The sequence below is a fragment of the Polynucleobacter sp. JS-JIR-5-A7 genome (assembly GCF_018687935.1).
Taxonomy (GTDB): Bacteria; Pseudomonadota; Gammaproteobacteria; order Burkholderiales; family Burkholderiaceae; genus Polynucleobacter.
This window is the reverse complement of the sequence record NZ_CP061308.1, coordinates 148,556-175,179: the sequence shown is the minus strand read 5'-3', so window position 1 is coordinate 175,179 and position 26,624 is coordinate 148,556. Positions and strand designations below refer to the sequence as shown.

General features: G+C 46.2%; 23 protein-coding genes. 1 reads left to right on the top strand and 22 read right to left on the bottom strand.

The annotated features are described in order from the left end of the window. Nucleotides 1–14: 14 nt before the first annotated feature. From AOC29_RS00955 to secA, 3 genes are all read right to left on the bottom strand, one after another. Complete coding sequence (locus AOC29_RS00955) at nucleotides 15–872, bottom strand: ATP-binding protein (protein WP_215297246.1); 858 nt, start codon at nucleotides 870–872, stop codon at nucleotides 15–17. Between the two features lie 13 nt (nucleotides 873–885). After that, on the bottom strand, nucleotides 886–2,121 hold the full coding sequence (gene argJ / locus AOC29_RS00950) for a bifunctional glutamate N-acetyltransferase/amino-acid acetyltransferase ArgJ (RefSeq protein WP_215296206.1): 1,236 nt from the start codon (nucleotides 2,119–2,121) through the stop codon (nucleotides 886–888). A gap of 143 nt (nucleotides 2,122–2,264) precedes the next feature. Next, nucleotides 2,265–5,030: a preprotein translocase subunit SecA gene (gene secA / locus AOC29_RS00945; RefSeq protein WP_215296205.1), complete on the bottom strand. Its 2,766-nt coding sequence runs from the start codon at nucleotides 5,028–5,030 to the stop codon at nucleotides 2,265–2,267. Nucleotides 5,031–5,045: 15 nt separating this feature from the next. On the opposite strand from secA, the gene AOC29_RS00940 reads away from it, so the two are divergent. After that, nucleotides 5,046–5,588: a hypothetical protein gene (locus AOC29_RS00940; RefSeq protein WP_251370025.1), complete on the top strand. Its 543-nt coding sequence runs from the start codon at nucleotides 5,046–5,048 to the stop codon at nucleotides 5,586–5,588. An 8-nt stretch (nucleotides 5,589–5,596) separates the two neighbouring features. Here AOC29_RS00940 and lpxC read toward each other — a convergent pair whose 3' ends face one another. From lpxC to bioB, 19 genes are all read right to left on the bottom strand, one after another. After that, entirely contained in the window at nucleotides 5,597–6,511 is a 915-nt protein-coding gene (lpxC, locus tag AOC29_RS00935) for a UDP-3-O-acyl-N-acetylglucosamine deacetylase (protein WP_215296204.1), read from the bottom strand. A gap of 43 nt (nucleotides 6,512–6,554) precedes the next feature. Next, nucleotides 6,555–7,055: a peroxiredoxin gene (locus AOC29_RS00930; RefSeq protein WP_215296203.1), complete on the bottom strand. Its 501-nt coding sequence runs from the start codon at nucleotides 7,053–7,055 to the stop codon at nucleotides 6,555–6,557. Nucleotides 7,056–7,167: 112 nt separating this feature from the next. Next, nucleotides 7,168–8,508, bottom strand: a complete 1,341-nt coding sequence (ftsZ, locus tag AOC29_RS00925) for a cell division protein FtsZ (protein ID WP_215296202.1) — start codon at nucleotides 8,506–8,508, stop codon at nucleotides 7,168–7,170. 47 nt (nucleotides 8,509–8,555) lie between these two features. Next, on the bottom strand, nucleotides 8,556–9,785 hold the full coding sequence (gene ftsA, locus AOC29_RS00920) for a cell division protein FtsA (protein WP_215296200.1): 1,230 nt from the start codon (nucleotides 9,783–9,785) through the stop codon (nucleotides 8,556–8,558). A gap of 10 nt (nucleotides 9,786–9,795) precedes the next feature. After that, nucleotides 9,796–10,653, bottom strand: a complete 858-nt coding sequence (locus AOC29_RS00915; protein ID WP_215296198.1) for a cell division protein FtsQ/DivIB — start codon at nucleotides 10,651–10,653, stop codon at nucleotides 9,796–9,798. Next, nucleotides 10,650–11,657 carry a D-alanine--D-alanine ligase gene (locus tag AOC29_RS00910; RefSeq protein WP_215296197.1) on the bottom strand — a complete coding sequence of 336 codons (1,008 nt, stop codon included), beginning with the start codon at nucleotides 11,655–11,657 and terminating at the stop codon, nucleotides 10,650–10,652. The genes AOC29_RS00915 and AOC29_RS00910 overlap by 4 nt, the downstream gene beginning before the upstream one ends. Then, on the bottom strand, nucleotides 11,650–13,086 hold the full coding sequence (gene murC / locus AOC29_RS00905) for a UDP-N-acetylmuramate--L-alanine ligase (protein ID WP_215296196.1): 1,437 nt from the start codon (nucleotides 13,084–13,086) through the stop codon (nucleotides 11,650–11,652). Before murC ends, AOC29_RS00910 begins: the two co-directional genes overlap by 8 nt. Then, nucleotides 13,083–14,156: an undecaprenyldiphospho-muramoylpentapeptide beta-N-acetylglucosaminyltransferase gene (gene murG, locus AOC29_RS00900; RefSeq protein WP_256441761.1), complete on the bottom strand. Its 1,074-nt coding sequence runs from the start codon at nucleotides 14,154–14,156 to the stop codon at nucleotides 13,083–13,085. The genes murC and murG overlap by 4 nt, the downstream gene beginning before the upstream one ends. Beyond that, nucleotides 14,153–15,424 (bottom strand): putative lipid II flippase FtsW, encoded by a 1,272-nt coding sequence (gene ftsW, locus AOC29_RS00895; protein ID WP_215296195.1) that lies wholly within the window; start codon nucleotides 15,422–15,424, stop codon nucleotides 14,153–14,155. The genes murG and ftsW overlap by 4 nt, the downstream gene beginning before the upstream one ends. After that, entirely contained in the window at nucleotides 15,421–17,043 is a 1,623-nt protein-coding gene (gene murD, locus AOC29_RS00890; protein WP_215296193.1) for a UDP-N-acetylmuramoyl-L-alanine--D-glutamate ligase, read from the bottom strand. Before murD ends, ftsW begins: the two co-directional genes overlap by 4 nt. A 14-nt stretch (nucleotides 17,044–17,057) precedes the next feature. After that, a complete protein-coding gene (gene mraY, locus AOC29_RS00885) occupies nucleotides 17,058–18,227 on the bottom strand; it encodes a phospho-N-acetylmuramoyl-pentapeptide-transferase (protein WP_215296192.1) in 1,170 nt (389 codons plus the stop codon). Further along, on the bottom strand, nucleotides 18,218–19,660 hold the full coding sequence (gene murF / locus AOC29_RS00880; RefSeq protein WP_371819543.1) for a UDP-N-acetylmuramoyl-tripeptide--D-alanyl-D-alanine ligase: 1,443 nt from the start codon (nucleotides 19,658–19,660) through the stop codon (nucleotides 18,218–18,220). The genes mraY and murF overlap by 10 nt, the downstream gene beginning before the upstream one ends. Further along, nucleotides 19,657–21,186 carry a UDP-N-acetylmuramoyl-L-alanyl-D-glutamate--2,6-diaminopimelate ligase gene (locus AOC29_RS00875; protein WP_251370023.1) on the bottom strand — a complete coding sequence of 510 codons (1,530 nt, stop codon included), beginning with the start codon at nucleotides 21,184–21,186 and terminating at the stop codon, nucleotides 19,657–19,659. Before AOC29_RS00875 ends, murF begins: the two co-directional genes overlap by 4 nt. Nucleotides 21,187–21,200: 14 nt before the next feature. Next, complete coding sequence (locus AOC29_RS00870) at nucleotides 21,201–22,973, bottom strand: penicillin-binding protein 2 (RefSeq protein ID WP_215296189.1); 1,773 nt, start codon at nucleotides 22,971–22,973, stop codon at nucleotides 21,201–21,203. Further along, entirely contained in the window at nucleotides 22,970–23,236 is a 267-nt protein-coding gene (gene ftsL, locus AOC29_RS00865; protein WP_215296187.1) for a cell division protein FtsL, read from the bottom strand. The genes AOC29_RS00870 and ftsL overlap by 4 nt, the downstream gene beginning before the upstream one ends. Next, nucleotides 23,233–24,183 (bottom strand): 16S rRNA (cytosine(1402)-N(4))-methyltransferase RsmH, encoded by a 951-nt coding sequence (gene rsmH / locus AOC29_RS00860; RefSeq protein WP_215296185.1) that lies wholly within the window; start codon nucleotides 24,181–24,183, stop codon nucleotides 23,233–23,235. The genes ftsL and rsmH overlap by 4 nt, the downstream gene beginning before the upstream one ends. Before the next feature lie 12 nt (nucleotides 24,184–24,195). Beyond that, on the bottom strand, nucleotides 24,196–24,624 hold the full coding sequence (gene mraZ / locus AOC29_RS00855) for a division/cell wall cluster transcriptional repressor MraZ (RefSeq protein WP_215297238.1): 429 nt from the start codon (nucleotides 24,622–24,624) through the stop codon (nucleotides 24,196–24,198). A gap of 298 nt (nucleotides 24,625–24,922) precedes the next feature. Further along, nucleotides 24,923–25,555, bottom strand: coding sequence for a 2-polyprenyl-3-methyl-6-methoxy-1,4-benzoquinone monooxygenase (gene coq7 / locus AOC29_RS00850; RefSeq protein WP_215296184.1), 633 nt, complete (start codon nucleotides 25,553–25,555; stop codon nucleotides 24,923–24,925). 10 nt (nucleotides 25,556–25,565) lie between these two features. Next, nucleotides 25,566–26,603, bottom strand: coding sequence for a biotin synthase BioB (gene bioB, locus AOC29_RS00845; protein WP_215296183.1), 1,038 nt, complete (start codon nucleotides 26,601–26,603; stop codon nucleotides 25,566–25,568). Between the last annotated feature and the right edge of the window lie 21 nt (nucleotides 26,604–26,624).

Sequence of the window (26,624 nt, the reverse complement as noted above, 5' to 3'; positions counted from 1 at the left end):
AGAATCAATCCATCTTAGGCGTGTGATCCAGCCCAATGTTTTGCAAACTGCCAAGCCACGCGGCCAGAACGAGAACCGCGCTCTAAAGCCCAAACGAGCGCCTCTGCACGAGCAGCCGCAATTTGCTCAGCACTCAGACCAAAATGTGCCAACCAGTGAGCCACAATTGCTAAATACTCATCTTGCTTAGGCGGATAAAACGAGAGCCACAAACCAAAGCGCTCTGATAAAGAAATCTTTTCTTCCACTACCTCACCTGGATGAATTTCGCCATCATCGCCGTGTACATAACCTTCGTTATCCTTCATATACTCCGGCAATAAATGACGACGATTAGAGGTGGCATAGATCAAAATATTATCGACTTGAGCCGATACGGAGCCATCAAGAGCAGATTTCATAGCCTTATAGCCTGACTCACCGTCTTCAAAGGAGAGATCGTCGCAGAAAATAATGAAGCGCTCGGGACGATCAGCCAGAAGCTCCGTGATATCGGCCAAGTCAGCAAGATGCTCTTTTTCCACCTCTACCAGACGCAGGCCTTGGCTTGCAAACTCGTGCAAGCTGGCTTTAATCAAGGAAGACTTACCCGTTCCTCGGGCGCCAGTAAGCAGAATATTATTAGCCGGTTTTTTCTGGATGAAATTTTTAGTGTTATCCCGAATCGCATCTCTTTGACGATCAATGTTTTGAAGGTCTTCAAAGGTAATATCAGACACATGCTTGACTGGCTGTAAAAATCCAATACTGCCAAAGATACTGTCTCTACGACGCCATCTAAATGCAGTGGAAGATTTCCACTGTTCATCAGTTAATGGTTTTGGTAAAAAGGTTTCGAGATGATCTAAAAGACGGTCTAATTTTTCATTCATATGATTGATATCTTTAAGAGCGATAGTCCGCATTAATCGAAACATAGTCATGCGACAAGTCACAGGTCCACATCGTTTGAGTAGCAGTTCCGCGCCCTAGGTCAATCTTGACTGTAATTTCTGGAGCCTGCATTACTCTTTGACCATCTGCCTCTTGATAACTTGGATTGCGCCCGCCATCTTTAGCAACCCAAACATCACCCAGCCACATTTGGACATGATTAACGTCTAAGTCTTTTATGCCTGCGTAACCAATAGCCGCAAGAATACGACCCAAATTAGGATCACTCGCGAAGAATGCGGTTTTAACCAATGGTGAATGAGCTACTGCTTTTGCTACTAGACGGCATTCTTCAGCAGTCTTGCCACCAACCACTTCAATTGTCATGAACTTAGTGGCACCTTCGCCATCACGCACAATCATCTGCGCTAATTTTCTAGCTAGGGTAATTAAAGCCTCGCGCACGATGGTGTAACTGGGGTCGCTGGTCGACTTGATGTGTACTAACGATTGATCAGTCGCCATGATGATGAAGGAATCATTAGTCGAGGTATCACCATCAATCGTGATAGCGTTAAACGAAAGATCAGCAACCTCGCGAGTGAGTTCGCTCAATAAGCCAGGGGCAAAACCAGCGTCAGTGGCGATAAATCCCAACATGGTTGCCATATTGGGATGAATCATTCCTGCGCCCTTACAAATACCCGTCAACACAACTTGACCAGCTGGCGTTTGAACCGTGACTGAACTTGCCTTTGGCTGAGTATCTGTAGTCATGATTGCTTGGGCCGCATCAAACCAGTTGTCCTCACCCAAATTAGCTACTGCCTTGGGAAGCGCAGTAATGATTTTCTGAATCGGTAAAGACTCCAGAATCACCCCTGTTGAAAATGGCAAGATCTGCTCTGGATTGATCTTGAGATCCTTGGCTAAAGCAGCGCATGTTTCTAAAGCATGTTTCATACCCTGCTCACCTGTGCCGGCGTTTGCATTACCAGTGTTGACAACTAAGGCCCGAATTTCGCCATTTCGACCCTCTTGCGCCAGATGCTCGCGGCAAACTTGAACAGGGGCGGCGCAAAAACGATTCAAGGTAAAAACACCAGCGACTTGTGAGCCAGGAGCAAGAGTCATCACCAATAAATCTTTACGATTGGCCTTCTTAATTCCAGCTTCAGCGATACCCATCTCAAAACCTTTAACAGGCTTCAGATCGGCTTTTTGGGGGAGAGGTAAATTAACTGTCATAGTCCGATAATTGTAGATGAGGCGTATCAAAAACAGGGGGAGATATCAATTTATCTCCAATTTCGGCATTGAAATAAAAATAGCCAAAAAAAAGGCTCTGCATTAGCCGAGCCATTTGATGATTAACGCATTCAGGGCGATGGTTAAGTTAATGCACCACAGCAGTTCTTGTACTTCTTGCCACTACCACAAGAACAAGGATCGTTTCGACCAATCTTCGGACCAGTACGGACTGGCGCTGGTTGAATATCAATTGCAGCGCCGCGATCACCAGTAGAGCCAGCAACTTCCATATCGGCATCTGCATGCTGGTACTGAAGATCTTTTAACTTAGCTAAATCTTCATTCATCGATTCTGCTGCGCGATCTAATTCACTCGCACTACGAATTTGTACCGTCGTGATGCTCTTAACAACATCATTCTTAATAGTACTCAAGAGTTCGCCATATAGCTCAAAGGCTTCGCGGCGATACTCTTGTTTTGGATCTTTTTGGGCATAGCCCCGCAAGTGAATTCCTTGGCGCAAATGATCTAAAGCAGCCAAGTGCTCACGCCAATGGGTATCTACGCTATAGAGCAGTACAGAGCGCTCAAAGCCAGCAAAAGATTCACGTCCAGAGAGATCAACCTTCGCATCATAAGACTCTTTAGCAGCAGCTAATACACGTTCCACGATCTCTGCGTCATCGACACTTTCCGCGCCCTCAACCCATTTCTGCAAATCAACCGCCAGACCCCACTCATTAGCTAGGGCATTCTCCAGTCCAAGCAAATCCCACTGCTCTTCCATAGACTCTAGGGGAACATAGAAAGAGCAAACGGAACGCAATACATCCTCGCGCAAATTAGCAATCAGCTCGCCAATATCCTGGCTCTCAAGTACTTCATTTCTGAGGCGATAGGTTTCTTTGCGCTGATCATTAGCAACGTCGTCATACTCGAGCAACTGCTTACGAATATCAAAGTTACGACCCTCGACCTTACGTTGCGCAGACTCAATAGAACGTGTCACCATACCCGCTTCAATCGGCTCGCCGTCAGGCATTTTCAAGCGCTCCATGACAGACCTTAAGCGGTCACCAGCAAAGATACGCAGCAATGGATCATCTAAAGACAGAAAAAAACGTGAAGAGCCTGGATCACCTTGTCGGCCAGAGCGACCTCTTAATTGATTGTCGATACGACGACTCTCATGGCGCTCAGTACCAATAATATGCAAACCACCTGCAGCTAACACTTGATCATGAATGCTTTGCCATTCATCTTGAAGCTGCTTAATCTTGCTCGCTTTTTCTGGATCTGATAAAGCCTCATCAGCTTCAATCAAGGCGGACTGCTTGCCCACATTACCACCAAGCACGATGTCGGTACCACGACCAGCCATATTGGTGGCAATCGTAATCATCTTCGGACGACCTGCCTGCGCAATGATTTCTGCTTCACGGGCATGTTGTTTCGCATTCAAGACTTGATGCGGCAACTTACGCTTATCTAATAAGCCAGAGATTAATTCTGAGTTTTCAATCGAGGTTGTACCCACCAATACAGGTTGACCACGCTCATAGCAATCTTCAATATCTTTGATAACAGCGTCATAACGTTCGCGAGAAGACTTATAGATTTGATCTTGTTTGTCTTTTCTTTGGCTAATACGATTGGGTGGAATGACTACGGTTTCAAGGTTATAAATTTCCTTGAACTCATATGCTTCAGTATCAGCAGTACCAGTCATACCAGCCAACTTGCCATACATCCGGAAATAGTTCTGGAAAGTAATCGTTGCTAAGGTTTGATTCTCATTCTGAATCGGTACACCTTCTTTAGCCTCGACTGCCTGATGTAAACCATCAGACCAACGACGGCCTTGCATTAAACGACCAGTAAATTCATCAACAATGATGACTTCTTTGTTTTGCACAACATAGTGTTGGTCTCGATTGTACAAAGTATGTGCACGTAAGGCTGCATATACATGGTGCATCAAGGTGATGTTCTGTGGCGCATAGAGAGAGTCGCCATCATTTAAAGCGCCAATCTGAACCAATACTTGCTCAGCTTTATCGTGACCCTGCTCAGTTAAATAGACCTGCTGAGACTTTTCATCTACCCAATAGTCACCTGGCTTTTCAACACCAGTACCATCTGCTTTCTCTTCACCAATCTGACGCTCTAAATGAGAAGGCAGCGCATTCATTTTGATATAGAGATCGGTGTGATCATCCGCTTGACCAGAAATAATTAATGGTGTGCGAGCCTCATCAATCAAAATCGAATCAACTTCGTCAACGATCGCATAAGCTAAGCCACGTTGCACACGCTGATCCAAATCTTGGACCATGTTGTCGCGCAAGTAATCGAAACCGAATTCATTGTTGGTACCATAAGTAATGTCGGCTGCGTATGCTTCTTGCTTGGTGTTGTGATCCATCTGCGATAAATTGACACCCACCTTCATACCCAAGAAGTTATACAACTTCGCCATCCATTCAGCGTCACGTTGTGCCAAATAATCGTTCACCGTAACAACATGAACACCTTTACCGGTCAAAGCATTCAAATACACTGGGAGTGTGGCAGTTAAAGTTTTACCCTCACCCGTACCCATCTCAGCAATCTTGCCTTGGTGAAGTGCCAGTCCACCCATGAGCTGAGCATCAAAGTGACGCATTTTCATAACGCGTACGCTAGCTTCACGCACTACTGCGAATGCTTCAGGCGCAATGTCATCTAAAGATTCGCCAGCAGCCAGTCGAGACTTAAATTCAGCAGTTTTAGCGGCAAGCGCAACATCATCCAAAGATTGCAGGCTTGGCTCGAAAGCGCCAACCTTGGCAACGACTTTGCGATACTGTTTTAAGAGGCGGTCGTTACGACTGCCGACCAGGGTTTTAAGAAGACCGATTACCATGGGATATTGAAGAAAATGAAGACCTTGAGTTTATCACCCGTAACCCCATTTTTTATGAACTCTGCCCCTAAACCATCCCGCAAGCACAAGGCCTATGACTGGCTTGATTACCTACGCAAATCCAATGGTCTTGGGGGAATACTGGCTAAGACCGAAGATCTAGCCAGAATCAAGTCCGCCTTAGGAATAGCGCTGGATAAACTGGGTTTGGGCCATCTCAGCCCCAAAATTGATGCTGGGTGGCACTCTGGAAGCCAAGATGAACTCTTTTTACTGGTCAGTAGTGCCAGCATCGCCAGTCGTTTGCAACAAAATTTACCTAGCTTAATCAATGAGTTATCAAAATTAGGGCTGAAATGCAGCACTATTAAAGTCAAAATGAAGCCAACGCCCGCAGGGTGGGAAGTAAAACCTCGCGCTAACGATCAGCAGCATCGCAAACCCCAAGGTTTTAATGCCATTGCTAAAAAATCATGGGAAGAGTTACTAGAAAAGCTTGCTCCAGACTCTGAACTGCGGAAGACGGTAGAGCGATTACTGCAGCATAAAGCGAAGTAATTCAACACTCAAAAGAATAAAGGTTGGCTTTCTTGAGAGAAAGCCTCAGGGGCCTTATTTTCAGCAAAGCTGCTAATTTCATAAGAACTGGGATCTTCCAAGAGCTTACGTAATAAAGCGTTATTAAGTGCATGACCTGATTTTTCAGCAACATAAGCTCCCACAATGGGATGACCTACTAAGTAGAGGTCGCCAATCGCATCTAAAATTTTGTGGCGCACAAACTCATCCTCATAACGAAGTTCTTCGTTATTCAAAATACGGTGCTCATCTAAAACAATCGCGTTATCTAAGCTACCGCCTCGCGCTAGGCCCATTTCTCTTAGAGCCTCTACTTCGTGAGCAAAACCAAACGTGCGTGCCCGTCCAATTTCACTACGATATGCATGCTCTGCAAAATCGACAATAAATCGCTGACCCGTTTTATCAACAGCGGGATGTTTAAAGTCGATTGTGAAATCCAACTTAAACCCGAAAAAAGGTTCGAGGCGAGCAAGCTTGTCGCCATCACGTACTTCAACTGGTTTTTTAATGACTACAAATTGACGAGCAGCCGCTTGCTCAACAATACCAGCAGATTCAATCAAAAATAGAAATGAAGCAGCACTTCCATCCATGATGGGGACTTCTTCACCATCAAGCTCAATCAAGAGATTATCCAAACCTAAGCCAGCACAAGCCGAGAGCAAGTGCTCTACTGTAGAAACTCTCACACCATCTTTTTGGATCACAGACGCAAGCCGTGTATCGCATACAGCCAAAGCAGTTGCGGGTACTACCGACTGCTCTGGAGTATCAACACGGACAAACTGAATCCCTGAATCAACTGGCGCAGGTTTAATAGAGATCGTCACCTTGCTGCCAGAATGCAAACCAATTCCCACGGTTTTAACCGGAGTGGCAATCGTTCTTTGCTTCATCATGATGACGTCTCTAAATTCAGGGGAGGTTAGTTAATAAATTGAATTACAGTTTTTTCAGAATAGAAGCGGCATCACTGACTTCAAATTTACCTGGCGCTTCGCGCTCCAGAGTTTTTACTACGCCATCTTCCACAATCATGGCATAGCGATCAGAACGCACACCAAAACCACGGGCAGTCAAATCCAGCTCCGAGCCTACCTTTTTGGTAAACTCAGCACTGCCGTCACCCAACATGCGAATTTTTTTACCTACCTTTTGGTCACGGCCCCATGCGCCCATCACAAATGGGTCATTCACAGAGATACACCAAATCTCATCCACACCCTTTGCTTTAATCGCATCGTAGTGCTCAACATATCCAGGGACATGCTTTGCAGAGCAGGTCGGCGTAAAGGCGCCAGGCAATGCAAAGATCACAATCTTTTTGCCAGCCATCAGCTTTTCAACTTCAAAAGCATTAGGCCCTAATGCACAGCCTTCAGTCTCTTCGTTAAAAAATTCATAAAGAGTAGCATTTGGTAATTTTTGTCCAACAGCAATCATGATGTCTCCAATAGGTAATTGTTAGTAAGCATGCCAACGCAAGCGCGGGATTCGTCGTCCGGAGGGGCGCCGCGCTGGCATTTCGCAATGACCTATTGTATTAAGCAGTCAATTAATCTGCTTGCTTACGTAAAAAAGCAGGGATTTCATAGTAATCAGCCCCTTTATCAAGCAAGGTCTTTGCTTGAGGGGAGCTATCGGCACCTAAAGTCGGTGCAGCGCTTGCCTCACGAGAGCTACGAAATACTCGTGGCAAATCATACTGACTGTAATCAACACCGCTGCTTGCTGGTTGCGCAGCTGTTGCAGGCGCACTACCAGAACCTGTCAAAGCCATACCCGCGCTAGTACTCAAAGCAGAATCTAAGCTAACCTTGCTCATCGCTGCTGATGCACTAGCAGGAGCAAAGCTATTGAGATCTGCCATCGTTGGCATTGCATCATGCGTACCAGTCGCTTGTCTCCATACCACTTCTGGTTGGTGATTTTGGCGGGCTTGTGGATTATTCAAGCCAGTAGCAACTACCGTGACACGCAATGCATCGCCTAAGCTCTCGTCATATACCGTTCCGAAGATCACAGTTGCATCATCAGCAGCATATCCACGAATAGCAGCCATGACTTCACGTGTTTCAGACAGCTTCAATGAACGATTGGCAGTAATGTTGACCAAAACGCCGCGAGCACCAGATAAATCAACCCCCTCAAGCAGTGGAGAAGCAACAGCAGCTTCAGCAGCCAAGCGGGCACGATCCATACCTGAAACCGTTGCGGTTCCCATCATTGCTTTACCTTGCTCGCCCATAACAGTCTTCACGTCTTCAAAGTCAACGTTAATTAAGCCTTGAACATTGATGATTTCTGCAATACCAGAAACAGCGTTGTGTAATACATCATCAGCACAAGCAAAGGCCTTATCAAACTCAGCATCTTCACCCATCACTTCAAAGAGCTTTTCATTGAGCACCACAATCAATGAATCCACATAGGACTCAAGTTCGGTTGCCCCATTCTCCGCCACTTTCAAGCGCTTGACGCCCTCAAAATCAAATGGCTTACTAATCACGCCAACGGTCAAAATGCCCATTTCTTTTGCCACTTGAGCAACGATAGGTGCCGCACCTGTTCCAGTGCCGCCACCCATACCAGCAGTGATAAACACCATATGTGCACCTTGCAATACATCAGCAATACGTGCACGAGCTTCTTCTGCAGAAGCTGCACCAATTTCTGGTTTAGCGCCCGCACCCAATCCGCTAGAGCCCAGTTGCAAATTCACAGATGCCTCAGAGCGCTGTAATGCGCCAGCATCGGTGTTCATGCAAATGAACTCTACGCCATTGACACCGCGACGGATCATGTGCTGGACTGCATTACCACCAGCCCCACCGACTCCAACCACTTTAATAATGGTTTTACCGGCTGTTTCTTGATCTAACATTTCAAATTCCATATACCCTCCTAGGTAAAAAACGGACTACATTGACGACGACGAAAAACTTAAAAATTTCCTGCAAACCATTCCTTCATGCGTGACATCACACCTTGCAACGCGCCTGATTGAGAAAAACGGCGGCCACGCAATAACTGCACCTGACCTTCCATTAATAAACCGATGCTGGTAGCAAATCTCGGACTACGTAAGACCTCATGCAAATGACCGCGATATTCTGGAGTGCCAATACGAGCCGGTCTTAAGAACACTTGCTCGGCTAGCTCAACCATTCCTGGCATCAATGAAGTACCGCCAGTCAAAACAATTCCAGAAGAAACCATGTCTTCATAGCCAGAATCACGCACAACTCCTCTAACCAAAGTAAATAGCTCTTCAACCCGCGGCTCGATCACCGCAGCTAAAGCTTGTTTGGACATTGGCCGTGGGTCACGATCACCCATACCAGGGACATCGATCATGGCGGTTGGATCGGCCATTTCTTGACGTGCAATACCGTGAGCAATCTTTAAATCTTCGGCATCAATTGTTGGCGTACGTAATGCCATCGCGATGTCATTGGTGATTTGATCACCAGCAATAGGAATTACCGCTGTATGACGAATCGATCCTTGGCAATAGATTGCAATATCAGTTGTGCCGCCACCAATATCCACCAAGACAACACCAAGCTCTTTTTCATCTTCAGTTAAGACTGCCAGGCTCGAGGCCAAAGGCTGCAAAATGAGGTCATTGACTTCAAGACCGCAGCGACGCACACACTTCACAATATTTTGTGCGGCACTTACCGCACCCGTAACAATATGTACTTTGACTTCTAAGCGAAGGCCGCTCATCCCAATCGGTTCGCGAACATCTTCCTGTCCATCGATAATGAATTCTTGAACAAGAATGTGCAAAATTTGTTGATCCGTTGGAATGTTGATTGCTTTGGCTGTCTCTAGAACGCGCTCCACATCACCTGCGGTAACTTCTTTATCGCGGATAGCCACCATACCACTCGAGTTGAAACTCACAATATGGTTACCTGCGATACCCGTAAAGGCCTGAACGATTTGACGATCAGCCATGATCTCGGCTTCTTCTAAAGCCTTCTGAATCGATTGAACAGTAGCTTCAATGTTGACGACAACGCCCTTCTTCAACCCTTTTGAAGAAGTTTGACCAACACCCACCACATTAAATTTGCCATCGGGTGCTAATTCAGCAACTAAGGCAACCACCTTGGAGGTTCCAATATCTAAACCAACCAATAGGTCGCGATTGTCTTTACTCATTCCCATTCCTTCATTGCTTCAACTCACTTTTCTTGCCATCAACATCATTCTTTTTCACACTTGCAGATGCCAGATGAACTGCAAAACCATTGGGATAACGTAAATCCACGGCATCAATTCGGTTGGCCCACTTTTCTTGCACTTGTGGCCAATATTTAAAGAGGCGCGCAATGCGCTCTTCCGTTAATGTTTTGTCTGAATTCTCTTCATCACGCCCAAATTCAACTCTCATACCGTTGGATAGCTTGATATGCCAGGCATAGCGCTCAGTCAAGGCAAGACTGACAACCTCAGCACCCCAAGGTTTAAACCAGTTATTGGATCGCTCATAAAGACTCATCACTTCCTTACTCGCATCATCCGGACCATAGAAATCGACCAATCGAATGTCATCACTAATCTCAGAAATGCGACCAGCAAAAATTTCTCCGTGATTGTTAATTAGCACATGACTATCGGAACCGCCCCATGTACCAAATGGTTTCTGTTCTTCAATACTCACAATCAAACCGTTAGGCCAAACTCGGCGCACATTGGCATGGCGTACCCACGGCATACTTTCAAAGCCGCGCTTTACTTCCTCAAGACGCACACTAAAGAAGTTTCCCTGCACAGTTTCATAAACCTGCCGCTTCACAATGGCTTTATTAATGTGTTTTAGTGTTTGACCAGCAACTGGTTCAATCTGAATTTGCTTTAGCGCAAATACGGGGCGCTGACTAAGCCACACCAAGGCCCCTAGCACCATCATTAATACGAAGCAACTCATTAAGAAACGACTGAGCTTTTGCATCCGATCTGGATGATTCCAGAGTGGTGATATCAACATGCCGAAAATTTCACCGAACCGGTCCATGAAATTACTCATGCAAGGGCGCCTTCTTTTTGTTCTAAGGTTTGACTGAGTAACCAAAGAACTAAATCTGCATAGTCAATGCCGGCAGCTTTTGCAGCCATTGGCACCAAAGAATGGGAAGTCATGCCCGGAGAGGTATTCATTTCAAGCAAATAAGGTTTGCCGGTTTTTTGATCTAACATCACATCGGCGCGACCCCAGGTACGGCAACCGAGTGCTTTATAGGCAGCCAAAGCCAGTGCTTGAACTCGCTCGTTTACTTCTGAAGCAAGTCCAGTGGGACATAGGTACTGCGTTTCATCTGAAAAATATTTGTTATGGAAATCGTAATTGGCTTGCGGCGGAATAATTTTGATTACTGGCAAAGCTTCGGCATTGCTACCCTGACCAACTAAGGGGCAAGTCAACTCATCACCAATGATGCATGTTTCTGCAATGACCTTCTTGTCCAGTCCTGCAGCCAATTGATAAGCAGCCGGTAATTCATCGACGGATTGCACTTTGGTTAAACCGAGTGAAGATCCTTCATGAGCAGGCTTCACAATCAAAGGTAAACCAAGATGCTTCACTACTGCATTCCAGTCACTGTTGGCAGTTAACTCTTCAAATTCAGGAGTAGCGAGCCCATTACTAATCCACACTTGCTTAGTGACAATCTTGTCAATTGCTAAGGCTGATGCCAAGACACCACTACCGGTATAAGGTAAATCAAGTAGATCTAGCAAGCCTTGAATAGTTCCATCCTCACCATATCGACCATGCAAGGAAATAAAAATACGATCAAATTTCTCAGAAACTAATTCTGTCGGATTACGCAATCCTGGATCAAAGCCATGGGCGTCAACTCCCTTAGATAGAAGGGCTTGCAGCACACCATTGCCAGACAACAAAGAAATTTCACGCTCACCAGAGCGCCCGCCAAGCAAAACTCCTACTCGACCGAGAGACTTCACATCTAAGCTTGCTAGCCTTGATTTAACACGGCCACCCCATGCGCTGAGAATATGCTCAGACATTTTTTGCCTCCGACAAGGTGTGAGGCAAAGCAGAAATTGAACCCGCGCCCATCGTAATTAATACATCCCCATCTTTTAAAACTTGACTTAATTTTTCTGGCATCTCAGCAACATTGGATGCAAATACCACTGCGGAAGAATTGAGTGGTGCTTTCGAATTTTTCTCTTCAGCTAAAGTAGCTTTCATCAAACTCTTACCATCTGCGCCTGGAATCTTCGCCTCTCCAGCGGGATAAACCTCGGTTAATACCAAAGCATCAAAATTTCGAATTACTTGTACAAATTCACCAAAACAATCCCGTGTTCTTGTAAAGCGATGTGGCTGGAATGCGAGAACTAAGCGACGACCTGGAAATGCGCCACGTGCTGCGGCTAAAGTAGCAGCCATCTCTACCGGGTGATGACCATAGTCATCGATCAAAGTAAAACTCCCTCCAGAGGCAAGTGGAAGCTCGCCATAACGCTGGAAACGTCGACCAACACCGCCAAATTCAGATAGTGCTTTTGTGATCGCTTCATCGCCAACACCCAATTCAGTAGCAATACCAATTGCCGCAAGCGCATTTCGCACGTTATGCAAGCCAGGCAAATTCAGCGTTACGTTGAGTGGTCCAGGTTTGTTGCCATGACGCCGAACAGTACGACGCTCAACCGTAAAGTGCATGCTGGTGCCATCAGCACGAATATTGCTTGCACGAATGTCTGCATCTTCTGAGAGGCCATAGCGTAATACAGGCTGCGAAACAAAAGGAATGATGTCGCGTACATTTGCATCATCAATACATAAAACAGCTACGCCATAAAAAGGCATCCGCTGGATAAATTGCACGAAAGCTTGTTTCAATCTCGCCATATCGTGCTGATACGTGTCCATATGATCAGCATCAATATTGGTCACTACTTCCATTGCGGGGAATAGTTGTAAGAACGAAGCATCGGATTCATCCGCTTCAACGACAATAAAATCACCCTGGCCTAAACGGGCATTGGCACCAGCAGAATTCAGCTTGCCACCAATCACAAAGGTTGGATCCAGGCCGCCCTCAGCCAGTACGGAGGCTACTAAACTTGTTGTCGTTGTCTTGCCATGCGTGCCAGCAATCGCAATGCCTTGCTTCAAACGCATTAACTCACCCAACATCACAGCACGCTGGATCACAGGAATTTTTGCTGCGCGTGCAGCCAATACCTCAGGATTATTCCCAGCCACTGCCGTAGAAATAACCACCGCTTCTGCAGTACCTACATTTTTTGGATCATGTCCAATATGAATCACCGCGCCCAAGTCTTTTAAGCGCTTCGTTGTAACGCTCTCGGCTAAATCAGAGCCCGAGACTTGATAGCCCAAATTCAAAAGTACTTCGGCGATACCGCTCATACCGGCGCCGCCAATACCAATGAAATGAATTTGTTGAACGATATGTTTCATACGCCCACCCCCGCACAATCAGCACACACTTCAGCTACGCGCTGAGTTGCATGTGGCTTAGCCAATGCATGAGCACGCATGGCCATTTCTTGAAGATCATCACGATTGAAGTTTTGAATCATCAAAGCTAAATCCTGAGGATTGAGATATTGCTGAGGTAACAGGACTGCTGCATTAGCATCTGATAAAAATTTGGCATTAGCGGTTTGATGATCATCAATCGCATAGGGGAAGGGAATCAAGCAAGAAGCCACACCGCATGCTGCCAACTCTGAAACTGTCATTGCACCAGATCGACAAATCACTAAATCCGCCTGTGCATACGCAGTTGGCATATCGTCAATGAACGGACGAATATCAGCCTCAACGCCACACTCCGCATAACGTTTTTGTAAATCAACTAAATGCTTATCACCCGCTTGGTGGATCACTGTTGGTCGAGCATTTTTTGGTATCAACGCTAACGCAGCTGGAATATTTTCATTTAGCGCTGCTGCCCCCAAACTACCCCCAACAACTAAAATAGATAAGGGGCCTTGGCGTTGCTGATAACGTAGATCTGGTTTTTGTATGTGGTCAAATTCCTCACGAATAGGATTACCAACCCACTCTGCCTTTTCCATGGTGTTAGGAAAGCCTGTTAAGGTGCGCATGGCAATTTTTGTCAGCGCACGATTAGCGCTTCCCGCTACAGAGTTTGATTCATGTAGTACCAATGGTCGCTTCAAGAATTTTGTCACCAAGCCACCCGGGAAGGTAATGTATCCACCCATCCCCAAAACAACGCTTGGCTTTAAACGGCGCATGATCTTCCAGCTCTGAAAGCATGCTCGTACCAAATTAATCGGCAGCATGAGCTTAGCTTTCAAGCCCTTACCACGCAAACCGCCAAACTCGACTGCCTCAAACGGAAAATCACAAGACTTCACGAGCCGATATTCCATGCCACTTTGATTACCCAGCCATGACACATTCCAACCACATATCCGCAAATATTCAGCCACAGCAAGGCCTGGGAAGATATGCCCACCAGTACCGCCAGCCATGACTAATATTGAGGGTTTGGTCACAGCTTCCCTCCGCGCATCAGAATGCGATTCTCATAATCAATTCGCAATAGCATCGCAATCGCTACTGCATTCATCAAAATTCCGGATCCGCCATAACTCACTAATGGCAGAGTTAAGCCTTTTGTGGGAAGTAAACCCAAGTTCACACCCATATTGATAAATGCCTGCCAACCAATCCAGATGGCCACTCCTTTTGCTGCTAAGCCTGCAAAGCTTCGATCTAATTGCAAAGCAGTTCGGCCAATGATGAAGGCTCTACGCACAATCCAGTAGAACAAGAAAATCATTACGACAACACCAACAAAGCCGAGTTCTTCACCAATCACCGCCATGATGAAGTCGGTATGCGCTTCCGGAAGATAGTGAAGTTTTTCCACGCTTCCGCCTAGACCAGTACCAAACCATTCACCTCGACCAAAAGCCATCAGCGAATGCGTCAATTGATAGCCTTTATTAGCAGCGTTATCCACTTGCCATGGATCCATAAATGCCAACATACGACCACGCCGGAATGGTGAGAGCGCAATCATGGCTGCACCACTCATCAAGCCGACCAGAATCAAACCCCCAAATAATTTTGCGTTGATGCCACCTAAAAACAAAATACCGAATGCAATGATGGCAACCACTACAAAGGCGCCCATATCTGGCTCTTTCATTAAGAGTCCGCCAACCAGCGCAACTGCAATACCCATTGGCAGCATTCCTTTAGAAAAAGAATGTAGATACTCTTGTCGCTGAACCGTATAACTTGCAGCAAAGATCACCGCAGCAAATTTCATTAATTCGGATGGTTGGAAATTCATCACGCCCAAGGATATCCAGCGCCTTGCACCATTCACCCCCTTACCGATGCCAGGAATCAAAACCAAAATCAGCAATAGAACGGTAAAACCAAAAATGACCGGTGAATAGCGATCCCAAACCTTGGTCGGTATCTTAAAAACTGTAATACCAACAACAACAGCAATAGCTAATGAGATCAAATGGCGAATCAAAAAATAGTTACTACTGTAGTTGGCATATTTAGGACCATCAGCCAAAGTAATCGATGCCGAGTAAACCATGACTAAACCAATCAGCATGAGCGATAACACTGCCCACACCAATAATTGGTCATATTCCATCATGCGTGAACGAGTTTGCTCCACGCCAGAGACTGCGTCTCTTAAGCCAGTTCGGAAATTATCAATACCGCCCCTAGAAAAATTCCAAAAGCGATCTAAGCCAAGACGGTTTTCAGGAGATAGTTTTTCTCTAAAGTTCATACCTGAACCCCTTCAAAACGCATTCCCAATTCTTCAACCTCTGATGCAAATACCTGTGCCCGCTCCTTATAGTCTCGGAACTGATCGAGGCTTGCACATGCTGGCGATAGTAAAACCAAATCACCAGAGATCGCCTTTGCTGCAGCCGCTTGCACGGCCGCTGCTAAATTACCACTATTGGTAAAAGAGACATCGCCACCGATTGCTTGGGCAATCTTTTCACCATCTTTACCAATTAAGAAAACACCCTTAACAAAACGTAATGCGGGCTCGCGCAATGGACTAAAGTCTTGACCCTTGCCATCACCCCCTGCAATGAGCCAAATTCTCTTACCAGCTTCGTTGCTACCCAAACCATTTAAAGCGGCGACTGTAGCACCAACGTTAGTGCCCTTGCTATCATCCACATACTCAACATCATTCACAATTGCGATACTTTGTACACGGTGCGGCTCGCCATGGTAATCGCGCAAACCATGGAGTAATACATTCATCGGCAAATTGGCTGCGCGTGCTAATGCTAGAGCAGCAAGCGCATTCAAAGCATTATGACGACCCCGAATGCGTAATGCATCTGCAGGAATCAAACGCCTCAAACGCAATGGCTCATCCTCTTGAATCGCAGCAGACTTGCGACGACGCTTCGGTTTGGGATCAAGATCTTCATCGACCTCAGCCCATACCAACCAATCAATGCCACCAGCGCGCAAATCGTGCTCAATGCCAAATGCACCTTGTTCGTCAGGGCGATTCGAACCAAAAGTGACAAGCGCTTTTTCTACTTTTTGCTCATCAGTCAATAAACCCATCACTGCTAGGTCATCGCGATTCAAGATACATATCGTGTCAGAGCCAAATATCTTGGCTTTAGCCTCTGCATAGGCGCCCATATCCCCGTGCCAATCTAAATGATCTTGGGTGATATTCAGAACGGTTGCCGCAGTAGCATTTAAAGAATAGGTGTAAACCAATTGGAAGCTTGAAAGCTCCAATACCCAAACGTCTGGCAAATCCTCAATCTGATCAGCACCATTCAAACATGTCATGAGCTTATCAAGTGCTGCAGGACTGATATTGCCAGCAACTGCTACTTTCTTGCCAGCGCGTTCACACAGCTGACCGGTTAATGCCGTCGTAGTTGTTTTGCCATTAGTGCCCGTAATAGCCAACACTGAAGCTGTATAGCTAGATTGCTTATCCAATGCCATGCGTGATATAGCAGCGATTGCGCGAGCAAAAAATTCAATTTCACTCCAAACATCTACTCTTGCTTTACGTGCTTTGACCAAGAATGATTCTGTTGGCTCTTGTAAGGGCGAAAGTCCGGGGCTAATACCAATCACATCAATATCCGTCAGCAGTTCATCGCTGAGAGGACCAAACTGAGAGGCTTGTAATCCGGCCAACTCAAGCTCGGCAAGCCATGCTAGCTGACGCTCAGATAACTGGGAACGATCGCGTGTATCAACTAAGTACACTACTGCACCATTACGCAAGCACCACTTTGCCATGGCAACGCCAGACTCGCCGAGACCCAAAATCAAAAAGCGATGTGGGGCTACGTAGCTAGCATCAGCTACGGCCGTGGGATTAGCGAAAGTATTTTCTATAGTCAGCATATTTACTCTGTGGTTCACCGTAATTTCAAACTTGATAAACCAATTAATACCAAGAGGATCGTGATAATCCAAAAACGAACCACCACTTGTGTTTCTTTCCAACCGCCTAATTCAAAATGGTGATGTAAAGGCGCCATTCGGAAGATGCGACGACCCTCACCAAAATGTTTTTTAGTGAGCTTGAACCAAAAGACTTGCAGCATCACTGAAAGTGTTTCAGCCACAAAAATACCGCCCATCACAAAGAGAACAATTTCTTGACGCACAATCACTGCAATTGTTCCAAGCGCGCCACCGAGAGCTAAGGCACCCACATCACCCATAAATACTTGCGCTGGATGCGCGTTGTACCAAAGGAAAGCTAGACCTGCTCCGCCCATGGCGCCACAAAAGATCAATAACTCACCAGCACCTGGGATATACGGAAACAATAAATATTTAGCGTAGATAGCATTACCCATCACATAGGCAAAAGCACCCAATGCAGCGCCTACCAAAATCACTGGCATGATTACTAAGCCATCAAGGCCATCAGTCAAATTGACGGCATTACTACTGCCGACAATGACGAGATAACTTAAGATGATGAAGCCCATCATGCCCAAGGGATAACTCACTTCTTTCATAAAAGGTATTAGTAAATTCGTTTTGGCTGGTAGATCTAAAGCAAAGGCACTTTTGAGCCACTCATAAAACAATTGCAATACCTTGAGGTTATTCACCTCAGACACTGAGAACGCTAGGTAAATCGCAGCAAATAAACCAATCAAGGTTTGCCAGAAAAACTTTTCTCTTGATGCCATGCCCTTAGGATCTTTGCGTGCGACCTTACGATAGTCATCCACCCAACCCACAGCCCCAAAACCAAAAGTCACGATCATCACAATCCATATAAAGCGATTACTGAGATCAGCCCAGAGCATGCAAGAGACAAAAATACCAATGAGAATTAATACGCCACCCATCGTTGGCGTTCCCGATTTCACTAAATGGGTTTCTGGACCATCCGTACGCACGGCCTGCCCCATCTTCAATGCAGTTAACTTTCGAATCACCCAGGGACCTGCAGCCAAGCCAATTAACAATGCAGTAACGGTCGCCATTACCGCTCTAAAGGTGATGTAATTAATTACTCGGAAAAAGCCGAAATCCTCTTGTAACCATTGCGCCAAAATTATGAACATGTCTTAGCCTCCTCTAACAAGGCTTGCACTACACGTTCCATGCGCATAAAACGGGAACCCTTAACCAAAATATTGAGATGCTGATTACTGCCTGCGTTCTGTGCATGCAATGCATCTCTTAATTGAGCAATCAAACTATCCATATTGGAAAAATGTATGGCTTTTGATGCTGGGTTAGTTTTTATAGCGCCATCAAAACCTTGAATCGCAAACTGGCATTGCTCACCAAGAGCAAATAACTGAGTAACTCCCTGCTCAGCCGCATAAGCACCTACTTCACGATGAAACTCAGGACCCTGATGACCAACCTCTCCCATATCACCCAGAATCAACCAAGCAATATTTCCAGACTGCTTCAACGCATCAATGGCAGCCCGCACTGAATCTGGATTAGCGTTGTAGCTATCATCAATCAATGTGTAATTTGGATGAATCTTTTTAGGCTGCATGCGTCCATTCACGGGCGCAAAAGCCTCCAGACCTTGCTTGATTTTTTCAAGACTAAGTCCAGCAGCCAAAGCTACAGCACTTGCAGCCAAAGCATTACGTACATTGTGGCTACCAAGAGTATTCAGCTGAATTTCAACTGATCCCATATCGGTAATCACCTCTACGAGACCATTGTTTAATAAACGACCCCTTACTGAAGCATTCGTATCTGCTTGAGCAGACAACAAAGCGAAATCAATCACCTTTCTTGCGCCCGCAGCTATACGCCATACCGAAGTGAACTCGGAGTCTGCGGGAAACACAGCAATACCATCTTTAGGTAAAGCGCGGATCACATCGGCATGCTCCTCAGCAACCGCAGCAACCGTTGCCATAAATTCTTGATGCTCGCGTTGGGCATTATTAATGAGGGCAATATTCGCTTGAGCAATCGCCGCTAGTTGTGCCGTTTCGCCGGGATGATTCATACCCAACTCCACTACTGCAAGGCGATCTGTCGAACGCAGCTTCAACAAGGTCAAGGGCAAACCAATCTCATTATTGAGATTACCTTTCGTGACTAAGGTATGAGTCTCGCCGGCTGCCACTTTAAATATAGAGGCAATCATCTCTTTAACCGTAGTCTTACCATTGCTACCGGTAACCAAGGCTAATGGAATCTCATGATTTGCGCGCCAAGCTTTCGCTAAATCACCCAAACTAATGCGTGTATCCGCAACACAAACTGCCGGCAAATTTCCTGGGCACTTCTCTGCGCTGCTCACTAATGCTGCTCCAGCACCAGACTTTGCAACATCTACTAAAAAATCATGGGCATCAAACCGCTCGCCTGACAAAGCAATAAATAGCTCACCAGTATCAATTTGACGGCTATCTGTGCCAACCCTCGATAGCACAATAACTCTTGCAGCCTCATCAGAAACATTCAGCAATCTACTTCCGGGCAACATAGTGTGTACTTGGGCTAATGTCGTCATCATCAGACTAGACCTCCGGCAGCCAGACGAATATGCTCTTGATCAGAAAAATCAAAACGCTTGCCTTTAATCTCTTGCGAAGTCTCATGACCTTTGCCGGCAACCAGCACCACATCCTTTATATCTGCATGTCGAATAGCGGCCATGATTGCTACTGCACGATCTGCAATCACCTGCACATTTGCACTAGACGAGTGAATTCCTTGACGAATCATCTCCATAATCGCCTCAGGATCTTCAGAGCGCGGATTATCACTGGTAATGATGATTTGATCGGCAATGTTAGCAACAACGGTACCCATTTGAGAACGTTTGCCACTATCGCGATCACCACCGCAACCAAATACACACCATAACTTGCCACCGCGTTGCTGGGCAATTGGGAGCAATGCCTGCAGAGTCTTCTGCAAAGCATCCGGCGTATGTGCGTAATCCACAACCGCCAAAGGACCTTCGGACTGACTCTTACCTAATGAGATGAGCTCCAAGCGCCCGATGACCGACTGCAATTGACCGACACATTTACTTGCTTCATCCCGAGTGAGGCCTTGCGTCAATAGCGTTGTCCACACTGCCAGCGCATTGCTTAAATTAAACTCGCCAAGCAGAGAAATATGGAGAGAATTTTTACCCACACCTTCGTATGTGAAAACAGAATCATATCCAAAGCCATTTAAGACACTATCTACTGCATAAATACGTTGTAGACGGTCACCAAATTTTTCAAAGCCCTTGAAAGCTGATAGATTTAAAGCGTAAGCCCAAACTCTCAGTTCATCCCTAGCCAACAGATTCATCGCCAGCTCACGACCAAAAGGATCATCTAAATTTACGACGGCATGCTCTAAACCAGGCTGACTAAATAACTTTGCTTTTGCTTCAGCATAGTTAGCCATACTTCCGTGGTAGTCGAGATGATCTTGGCTTAAGTTGGTAAATACTGCGCAATGAAATGTAGTTCCTGCGACGCGCTCCTGTTGCAATGCGTGAGATGACACTTCCATTGCCACTTGTTTAGCACCAGCGTCTAATAACTGCTTTAACTGAGTCTGTAGCTTTGGCGCGTCTGGGGTTGTGTATCCAGTCTTCTCCAGCGAACCTGGAAAACCCGTTCCCAAGGTGCCCAGTACTGCTGTACGGTGATTCGGTTGATCCAATGCGTTAGCTAACCACTGAGTAATACTGGTCTTACCGTTAGTACCCGTAACCCCGATCACTTGTAATTGCTTGCTTGGCTCGCCATACCATTGGGCGCAAAACTTACCTACTTTCTCTGCAAGATTTTCAATCGCAATACATTGGGGATGATCTAAATAATCAGCATCAGCGCCAACAGAGTCAAATACGACTACTACTGCGCCTTTTTGTAAAGCAGCATCGATAAATTGGCGCCCATCACGCAAGGCGTTTCCGTGGCCAACAGGGTATGCAAAAAAGATATCGCCAGATTCAATCTGACGACTATCCGCGCTCACCTTTGCTGAAGAATTTGCTAGGGTGTGCAAGTGGTCAATCAAATGATTGGGTTTCATATTCAATGCCACCGTCATCTTTTCAGAACCACATGCTGTGTCTGTACATTAGCAGCACGAACCTCTGTAGAGTTCTTATCATCTAATGCCATTAAATTTGGTCTCGTATCAGGCGCAACATTTAAAGCCCTCAATGTTTCACCAACAATCGTAGAAAAAACAGGGGCTGCCACATCTCCACCGTAGTGGCTACCACCAGTAGGCTCATCAATCATGACCGCCACAACAATCCTCGGTGCGCTAATAGGGGCAAGTCCAGCAAAGTAAGCACGATAAGAATTTCCGTACCCCTTGCCAACAAGCTTATGCGCTGTGCCTGTCTTACCGCCAACCCGATAACCTTCAGTCTGCGCCTTGACAGCTGTGCCGCCAGTCTCAGTTACCGTTTCCATCATTTCCCGCATTTCAATAGCAGTTTTTGCTGAAAGCACTTGCGTACCATTTTTCACGCCCGGACTACGCTCGATGGTTAGTGGAATCAACTCACCATCGCGCGCAAATATCGTATATGCACGCGCAACTTGAAAGAGTGAAGCAGAAATGCCGTATCCAAAAGCGATACGTGCCTGGTCAGTGGGCACCCATTTTTTAAAGGGATGCACTGTGCCAGCAACAGCGCCTGGGAAACCAATTTTTGGCGCTTGTCCCAAACCTACTGATGTATAAAAATCCCACATCTCTTCTGCGGAGAGATTATTCAATGCGATCTTTGCAGTGCCAATATTGCTCGACTTCTGAATTACTTGGGAAACAGTTAAGTTAGCAAAAGGGTGTGAATCTGTAATTGGCTTAGGTCCGACCAGATACTTTGCACCAATCACCATATTGGTATTTGGTTTAACTACTCCCTTTTCTAGAGCGATGGAAATCGTCAAAGGTTTCATTGTTGAGCCAGGCTCAAAAGTATCTGTCAGCACCCGATTACGCAGTTGCTCGCCACTTAAATTCCGACGATCATTTGGGTTGTAGCTTGGGTAATTTGCCAAAGCCAGGATTTCACCAGTCTGCGTATCTAGAACAACGGCACCACCCGCTTTTGCATGATGTTGCTCTACTGCACTCTTTACCGCGTTATAAGCAAGATATTGAATTTTGCTATCGATCGATAATTGCAAATCTTTACCATTCTGCGGCAACTGCTCAATAGCGATGTCCTCTACTACACGCCCTAGGCGATCGATTACTACACGTCTTTGACCAGGATGAGCTGCAAGCTCTCTTTCTCTAGAGAGCTCCATACCTTCTTGACCCTTATCCTCAACGTTAGTAAATCCCACAACGTGAGCCATTGCCTCACCTTCAGGATAAAAGCGTCGATATTCATTATTCAGACCAATGCCTGGAATTTCTAGTTGCTTAATCTGTAGCGCAATTTCTGGATCGACTTGACGCTTTAAGAAGACTTGCTTGCGATCATCTTTTAGCTTTTTACGCAATTCAGCTTCGCTAATTTGCAATAAGCCAGCCAGTTTTTTTACCTTATCCGCAGCTAAGTCATCTGGCACAGTATCGTTATATGCAATCACCGATTTTGCTTCAAGGCTAGTTGCAATCACCTGCCCATTGCGATCCAAGATCTTTCCGCGACTAGCTGGCAACTCTAACTCACGCTGTGTACCTCTCACGCCCTTTGCCTCATAAAAGGCATTACCTGGACCTTGAATCCAGAACGCGCGCAGCAATAGCAACATGAAGACAAAAAACAAAAGAAATAGCATCAAGCGCGACCGCCACATAGGCAGACGCAATACTAAGTTTGGCGTCGTTGAAAATCCAACCGTTCTCATGGGGCCTCCTTGATGTACAAAGTACGTTCAGGAGAAATCGGTGCCATATGCAATTGATTACGCGCTACGCTTCGTATACGCGCGGATTTTGAAAGATTGCGCTGCTCGTATTCCAAACGCAACCACTCTTGATTCAACTTACGCTCTTCAATCTGAGCGCGCTCTTGGGCGATGAATAATTGACGAGCACGTTGCTGTGCGGCGACCAAAGATAATGCACAAAGCAATAACAAAGCTAATAAGGTCAAGGTTGCGCGATTCATGTGACCACCCCCAATCGCTTTTCTGCTACTCGCATAATGGCTGAGCGAGCGCGCGGATTTTCCGCAACCTCTTCATCGCTGGGCTTTATGCGCCCAATAATCTCAATCATACTTTGGGGTAAATCTTTTTCACGCACCGGTAACCCACGAGGTATTTCTACTTTTGCATGGGCTTGTAAAAATTGTTTAACAATGCGATCTTCTAATGAGTGAAAACTAATCACTGCAAGCCTTGCGCCTGGCTTCAATAATTTCAGGGCCGCCTTTAGACCTAACTCTAAATCTTCTAGCTCACGATTGATAAAGATACGTAAGGCCTGAAAAGTTCTAGTGGCAGGATCTTGTCCAGCCTCGCGGGTACGCACTACACCTGCAACGAGACTTGCTAATTGCGTAGTCGTTTGCGGCGACAAGCCCTCTTCTCGCTTAGCCACAATCGCCTTTGCGATTTGAAATGCAAAACGCTCTTCCCCGTAAGTCTTAATCACGTGCGTGATTTCCTCCTGCGGTGCTTGCTCTAACCACTCTGCAGCCGTCAAACCTTGATTGGTGTTCATCCGCATATCGAGTGGACCTTCGCGCCGAAAAGAAAATCCCCGATGCGCTTCGTCCACTTGGGGCGAACTGATCCCCAGATCTAACAAAATTCCATCGACCGATTCTGGTGCTGCGTACTGATCCATCTGCGCAAAACTGTCGTGTACGATCCTTAAGCGTGGATCGTTGATTTGTTGTGCTACGGCAATCGCATCCAAATCCTTGTCGAATGAAATCATGCGAGCTGAGGCTGGTAATTGCTTGAGCAGTGCTTGTGTATGACCGCCGCGCCCAAACGTTCCATCGATGACTAGCATGTTTTGGGTTGCACTTTGATTCCGAATGAGCGGACCATTGACTAGCGCCGTCACCGCCTCGGCCAGTAACACTGGGCGATGAGTTATGTTCATAGCACCCTGTCATCAAAAATTAAATTGCTTGAGCGCTTCAGGCATACCTTGCGCAATCGCAGCCTGTTCTTTTGCGGCGTATGTAGCTGCGTCCCACAATTCCAAGTGACTGCCCATACCGAGCAAGATCACTTCTTTTTCGATTCCTGCGGCAGCACGTAATTCTGGACTGACCAAAACACGACCTGCGCTATCAAGATCAATCTCAGCAGCATTGCCAAGAAAAATTCTGCGCCACCAATGAGCGTCCATGGGCAGTTGCGCAACCCTAGCTCTGAAGCCCTCCCACTCTGGTCTTGGGAACAAAAGAAGGCAGCCATCGGGGTGTTTTGTGAGCGTGACACGGCCGTCACCCTGCACCATTAGGGCGTCACGATGCTTTGCCGGAATCGACATCCGACCTTTTGCATCTAAATTGAGAGCTGACGCACCTTGAAACACCATTTACCCCACTTTTTCACACTTCCTCCCACTTTAGAGGATTGCAATAGGGGGGTCAAGTGTTTTTGGCTATTTTTTGGGAATTTCTCTAGTGTTTACAAACACTTAGCGTCGTATGTTCATAAAATGGTGATAATAAAATAGCTACTTGAAACAATGGCTTGGAAAATATACTTAAGAATACATCTTAGCTATAGAGCTAGATAATGGATAAATATACTGTTTTTATAAACAGTATCTGTAAAAAATAAATCAAAAAAAATTATTTTCAAACTCTTCAGTGCCACTATCAGGCAACTTAAATTTTGTAAGCGGTTGTAGTCATCACTTTAGATGCGGCCTGCATCATTTTATGAACTGGCTCAGGCAAGCTTACTCCGCCAGCATGCAAGGCAGCTTGTCCGTGCTCAATTTCATCGATCCGCATTTGATCAACAATCGCGCGTGAGCGATGATCTTCTGGTGGTAATTTTTCAAGATGACTCTGAAGATGATTTTCAACTTGCTTTTCTGTTTCAACCACAAAACCTAGACTCCATTGATCACCCGCTAAGCCAGCTGCCAAGCCGATTGCAAAGGATCCTGCGTACCATAATGGATTGAGATAACTGGTATGCGAGCCAAGCTCTTCCAGGCGAGTTTCGCACCATGCCAAGTGGTCCATTTCTTCTTGAGCGGAATGATTGAACATCTCTTGAATTTGCGGATTTCTGGCAACTAATTTTTGTGATTGATAGAGCGCCTGCGCGCACACCTCGCCAACGTGATTGACGCGCATGAGACCTGCAGCATGTTTACGTTCCGCTGCATCCAAAGAATGGCTTGGAGTCACTGCTGACCCTGGTGTTGGTCGCCCAGCATTTGCCCCACCAAAGACAGATCGCAAGGCGGTATCAAACTCAATAATCAGCTTATCAATGGGCGAGGTCATGGCCATAAACTTAAACTAAAACCTCGGTTTTACAGCTTTGCTTGGTCTTGAGGCCCAGCTCAGTTAAGAGCGCACGATCTTGCTCCGCCTCAGGGTTAGCGGTAGTGAGTAGTTGCTCACCATAGAAAATGGAATTGGCACCAGCCAAGAAACACATAGCCTGAACAGCCCTGCCAAGCTCTTGTCGACCAGCAGATAAACGCACGCGTGCCTGAGGCATCGTGATGCGGGCAACTGCAATTGTTCTGACAAATTCAAGGGGGTCTAAAGGCTTTTGATCCGCCAATGGTGTACCTGCAACTGGCACTAAATGATTGATTGGCACTGACTCGGGATAAGGGCTCAAGTTAGCTAAACGGGTCAAAAATGCGGCACGCTGTTCACGGGATTCGCCCATCCCCACAATGCCGCCACAACAAACAGACATGCCTGCTGAACGAACATGAGAAATGGTATCTAAGCGATCTTGATAGTCGCGGGTAGAAATCACGGAGCGATAAAAATCTTCACTCGTATCAAGATTGTGGTTATAAAAATCTAAGCCCGCATCTGACAGGGCCTGGGCTTGCTTAGCCTCCAACATGCCCAAGGTGGCGCAAGTCTCAAGACCTAAAGCCTTAACCCCCTTAATCATGGCGGTCACTTTTTCAATATCACGATCTTTGGGTTCGCGCCAAGCAGCGCCCATACAGAAACGGTTCGAACCAGCCGCCTTAGCCGCCTTAGCCGCCTCTAAAACCTCCTCTAGACCCATAAGCTTTTCAGCCTTCACATCAGTGTCATAGCGAGCAGCTTGGGGGCAATATGCACAATCCTCTGGGCAGCCACCAGTCTTAATCGACAGCAAAGTGGCTAACTCCACATCACCCTCAGGGAAATAAGCTTTATGGGTCTCTTGGGCCTTAAGCATCAACTCATTGAAAGACAAGGCAAATAGGGCCTCAACCTGAGCAACCGTCCACTTACCAGATACATCAAGCTCTTTTCGCAAATCAGCCTTCGATTTAACTTGGGTCAGGGGTTTTTCTACGGTTTGAGCGTACTGCATCGGTAAATTCCAGAAAATAGG

Coding starts and splice junctions, on each gene's coding strand:
- murD (WP_215296193.1), bottom strand. CDS start 17,043: ATGCTGACTATAGAAAATACTTTCGCTAATCCCACGGCCGTAGCTGAT.
- AOC29_RS00875 (WP_251370023.1), bottom strand. CDS start 21,186: ATGAAACCCAATCATTTGATTGACCACTTGCACACCCTAGCAAATTCT.
- coq7 (WP_215296184.1), bottom strand. CDS start 25,555: ATGACCTCGCCCATTGATAAGCTGATTATTGAGTTTGATACCGCCTTG.
- murC (WP_215296196.1), bottom strand. CDS start 13,086: ATGAAACATATCGTTCAACAAATTCATTTCATTGGTATTGGCGGCGCC.
- mraY (WP_215296192.1), bottom strand. CDS start 18,227: ATGTTCATAATTTTGGCGCAATGGTTACAAGAGGATTTCGGCTTTTTC.
- ftsW (WP_215296195.1), bottom strand. CDS start 15,424: ATGAACTTTAGAGAAAAACTATCTCCTGAAAACCGTCTTGGCTTAGAT.
- rsmH (WP_215296185.1), bottom strand. CDS start 24,183: ATGAACATAACTCATCGCCCAGTGTTACTGGCCGAGGCGGTGACGGCG.
- ftsA (WP_215296200.1), bottom strand. CDS start 9,785: ATGAGTAAAGACAATCGCGACCTATTGGTTGGTTTAGATATTGGAACC.
- lpxC (WP_215296204.1), bottom strand. CDS start 6,511: ATGATGAAGCAAAGAACGATTGCCACTCCGGTTAAAACCGTGGGAATT.
- AOC29_RS00955 (WP_215297246.1), bottom strand. CDS start 872: ATGAATGAAAAATTAGACCGTCTTTTAGATCATCTCGAAACCTTTTTA.
- argJ (WP_215296206.1), bottom strand. CDS start 2,121: ATGACAGTTAATTTACCTCTCCCCCAAAAAGCCGATCTGAAGCCTGTT.
- AOC29_RS00915 (WP_215296198.1), bottom strand. CDS start 10,653: ATGAGTAATTTCATGGACCGGTTCGGTGAAATTTTCGGCATGTTGATA.
- AOC29_RS00930 (WP_215296203.1), bottom strand. CDS start 7,055: ATGATTGCTGTTGGACAAAAATTACCAAATGCTACTCTTTATGAATTT.
- ftsL (WP_215296187.1), bottom strand. CDS start 23,236: ATGAATCGCGCAACCTTGACCTTATTAGCTTTGTTATTGCTTTGTGCA.
- AOC29_RS00870 (WP_215296189.1), bottom strand. CDS start 22,973: ATGAGAACGGTTGGATTTTCAACGACGCCAAACTTAGTATTGCGTCTG.
- AOC29_RS00910 (WP_215296197.1), bottom strand. CDS start 11,657: ATGTCTGAGCATATTCTCAGCGCATGGGGTGGCCGTGTTAAATCAAGG.
- secA (WP_215296205.1), bottom strand. CDS start 5,030: ATGGTAATCGGTCTTCTTAAAACCCTGGTCGGCAGTCGTAACGACCGC.
- ftsZ (WP_215296202.1), bottom strand. CDS start 8,508: ATGGAATTTGAAATGTTAGATCAAGAAACAGCCGGTAAAACCATTATT.
- bioB (WP_215296183.1), bottom strand. CDS start 26,603: ATGCAGTACGCTCAAACCGTAGAAAAACCCCTGACCCAAGTTAAATCG.
- AOC29_RS00940 (WP_251370025.1), top strand. CDS start 5,046: ATGAAGACCTTGAGTTTATCACCCGTAACCCCATTTTTTATGAACTCT.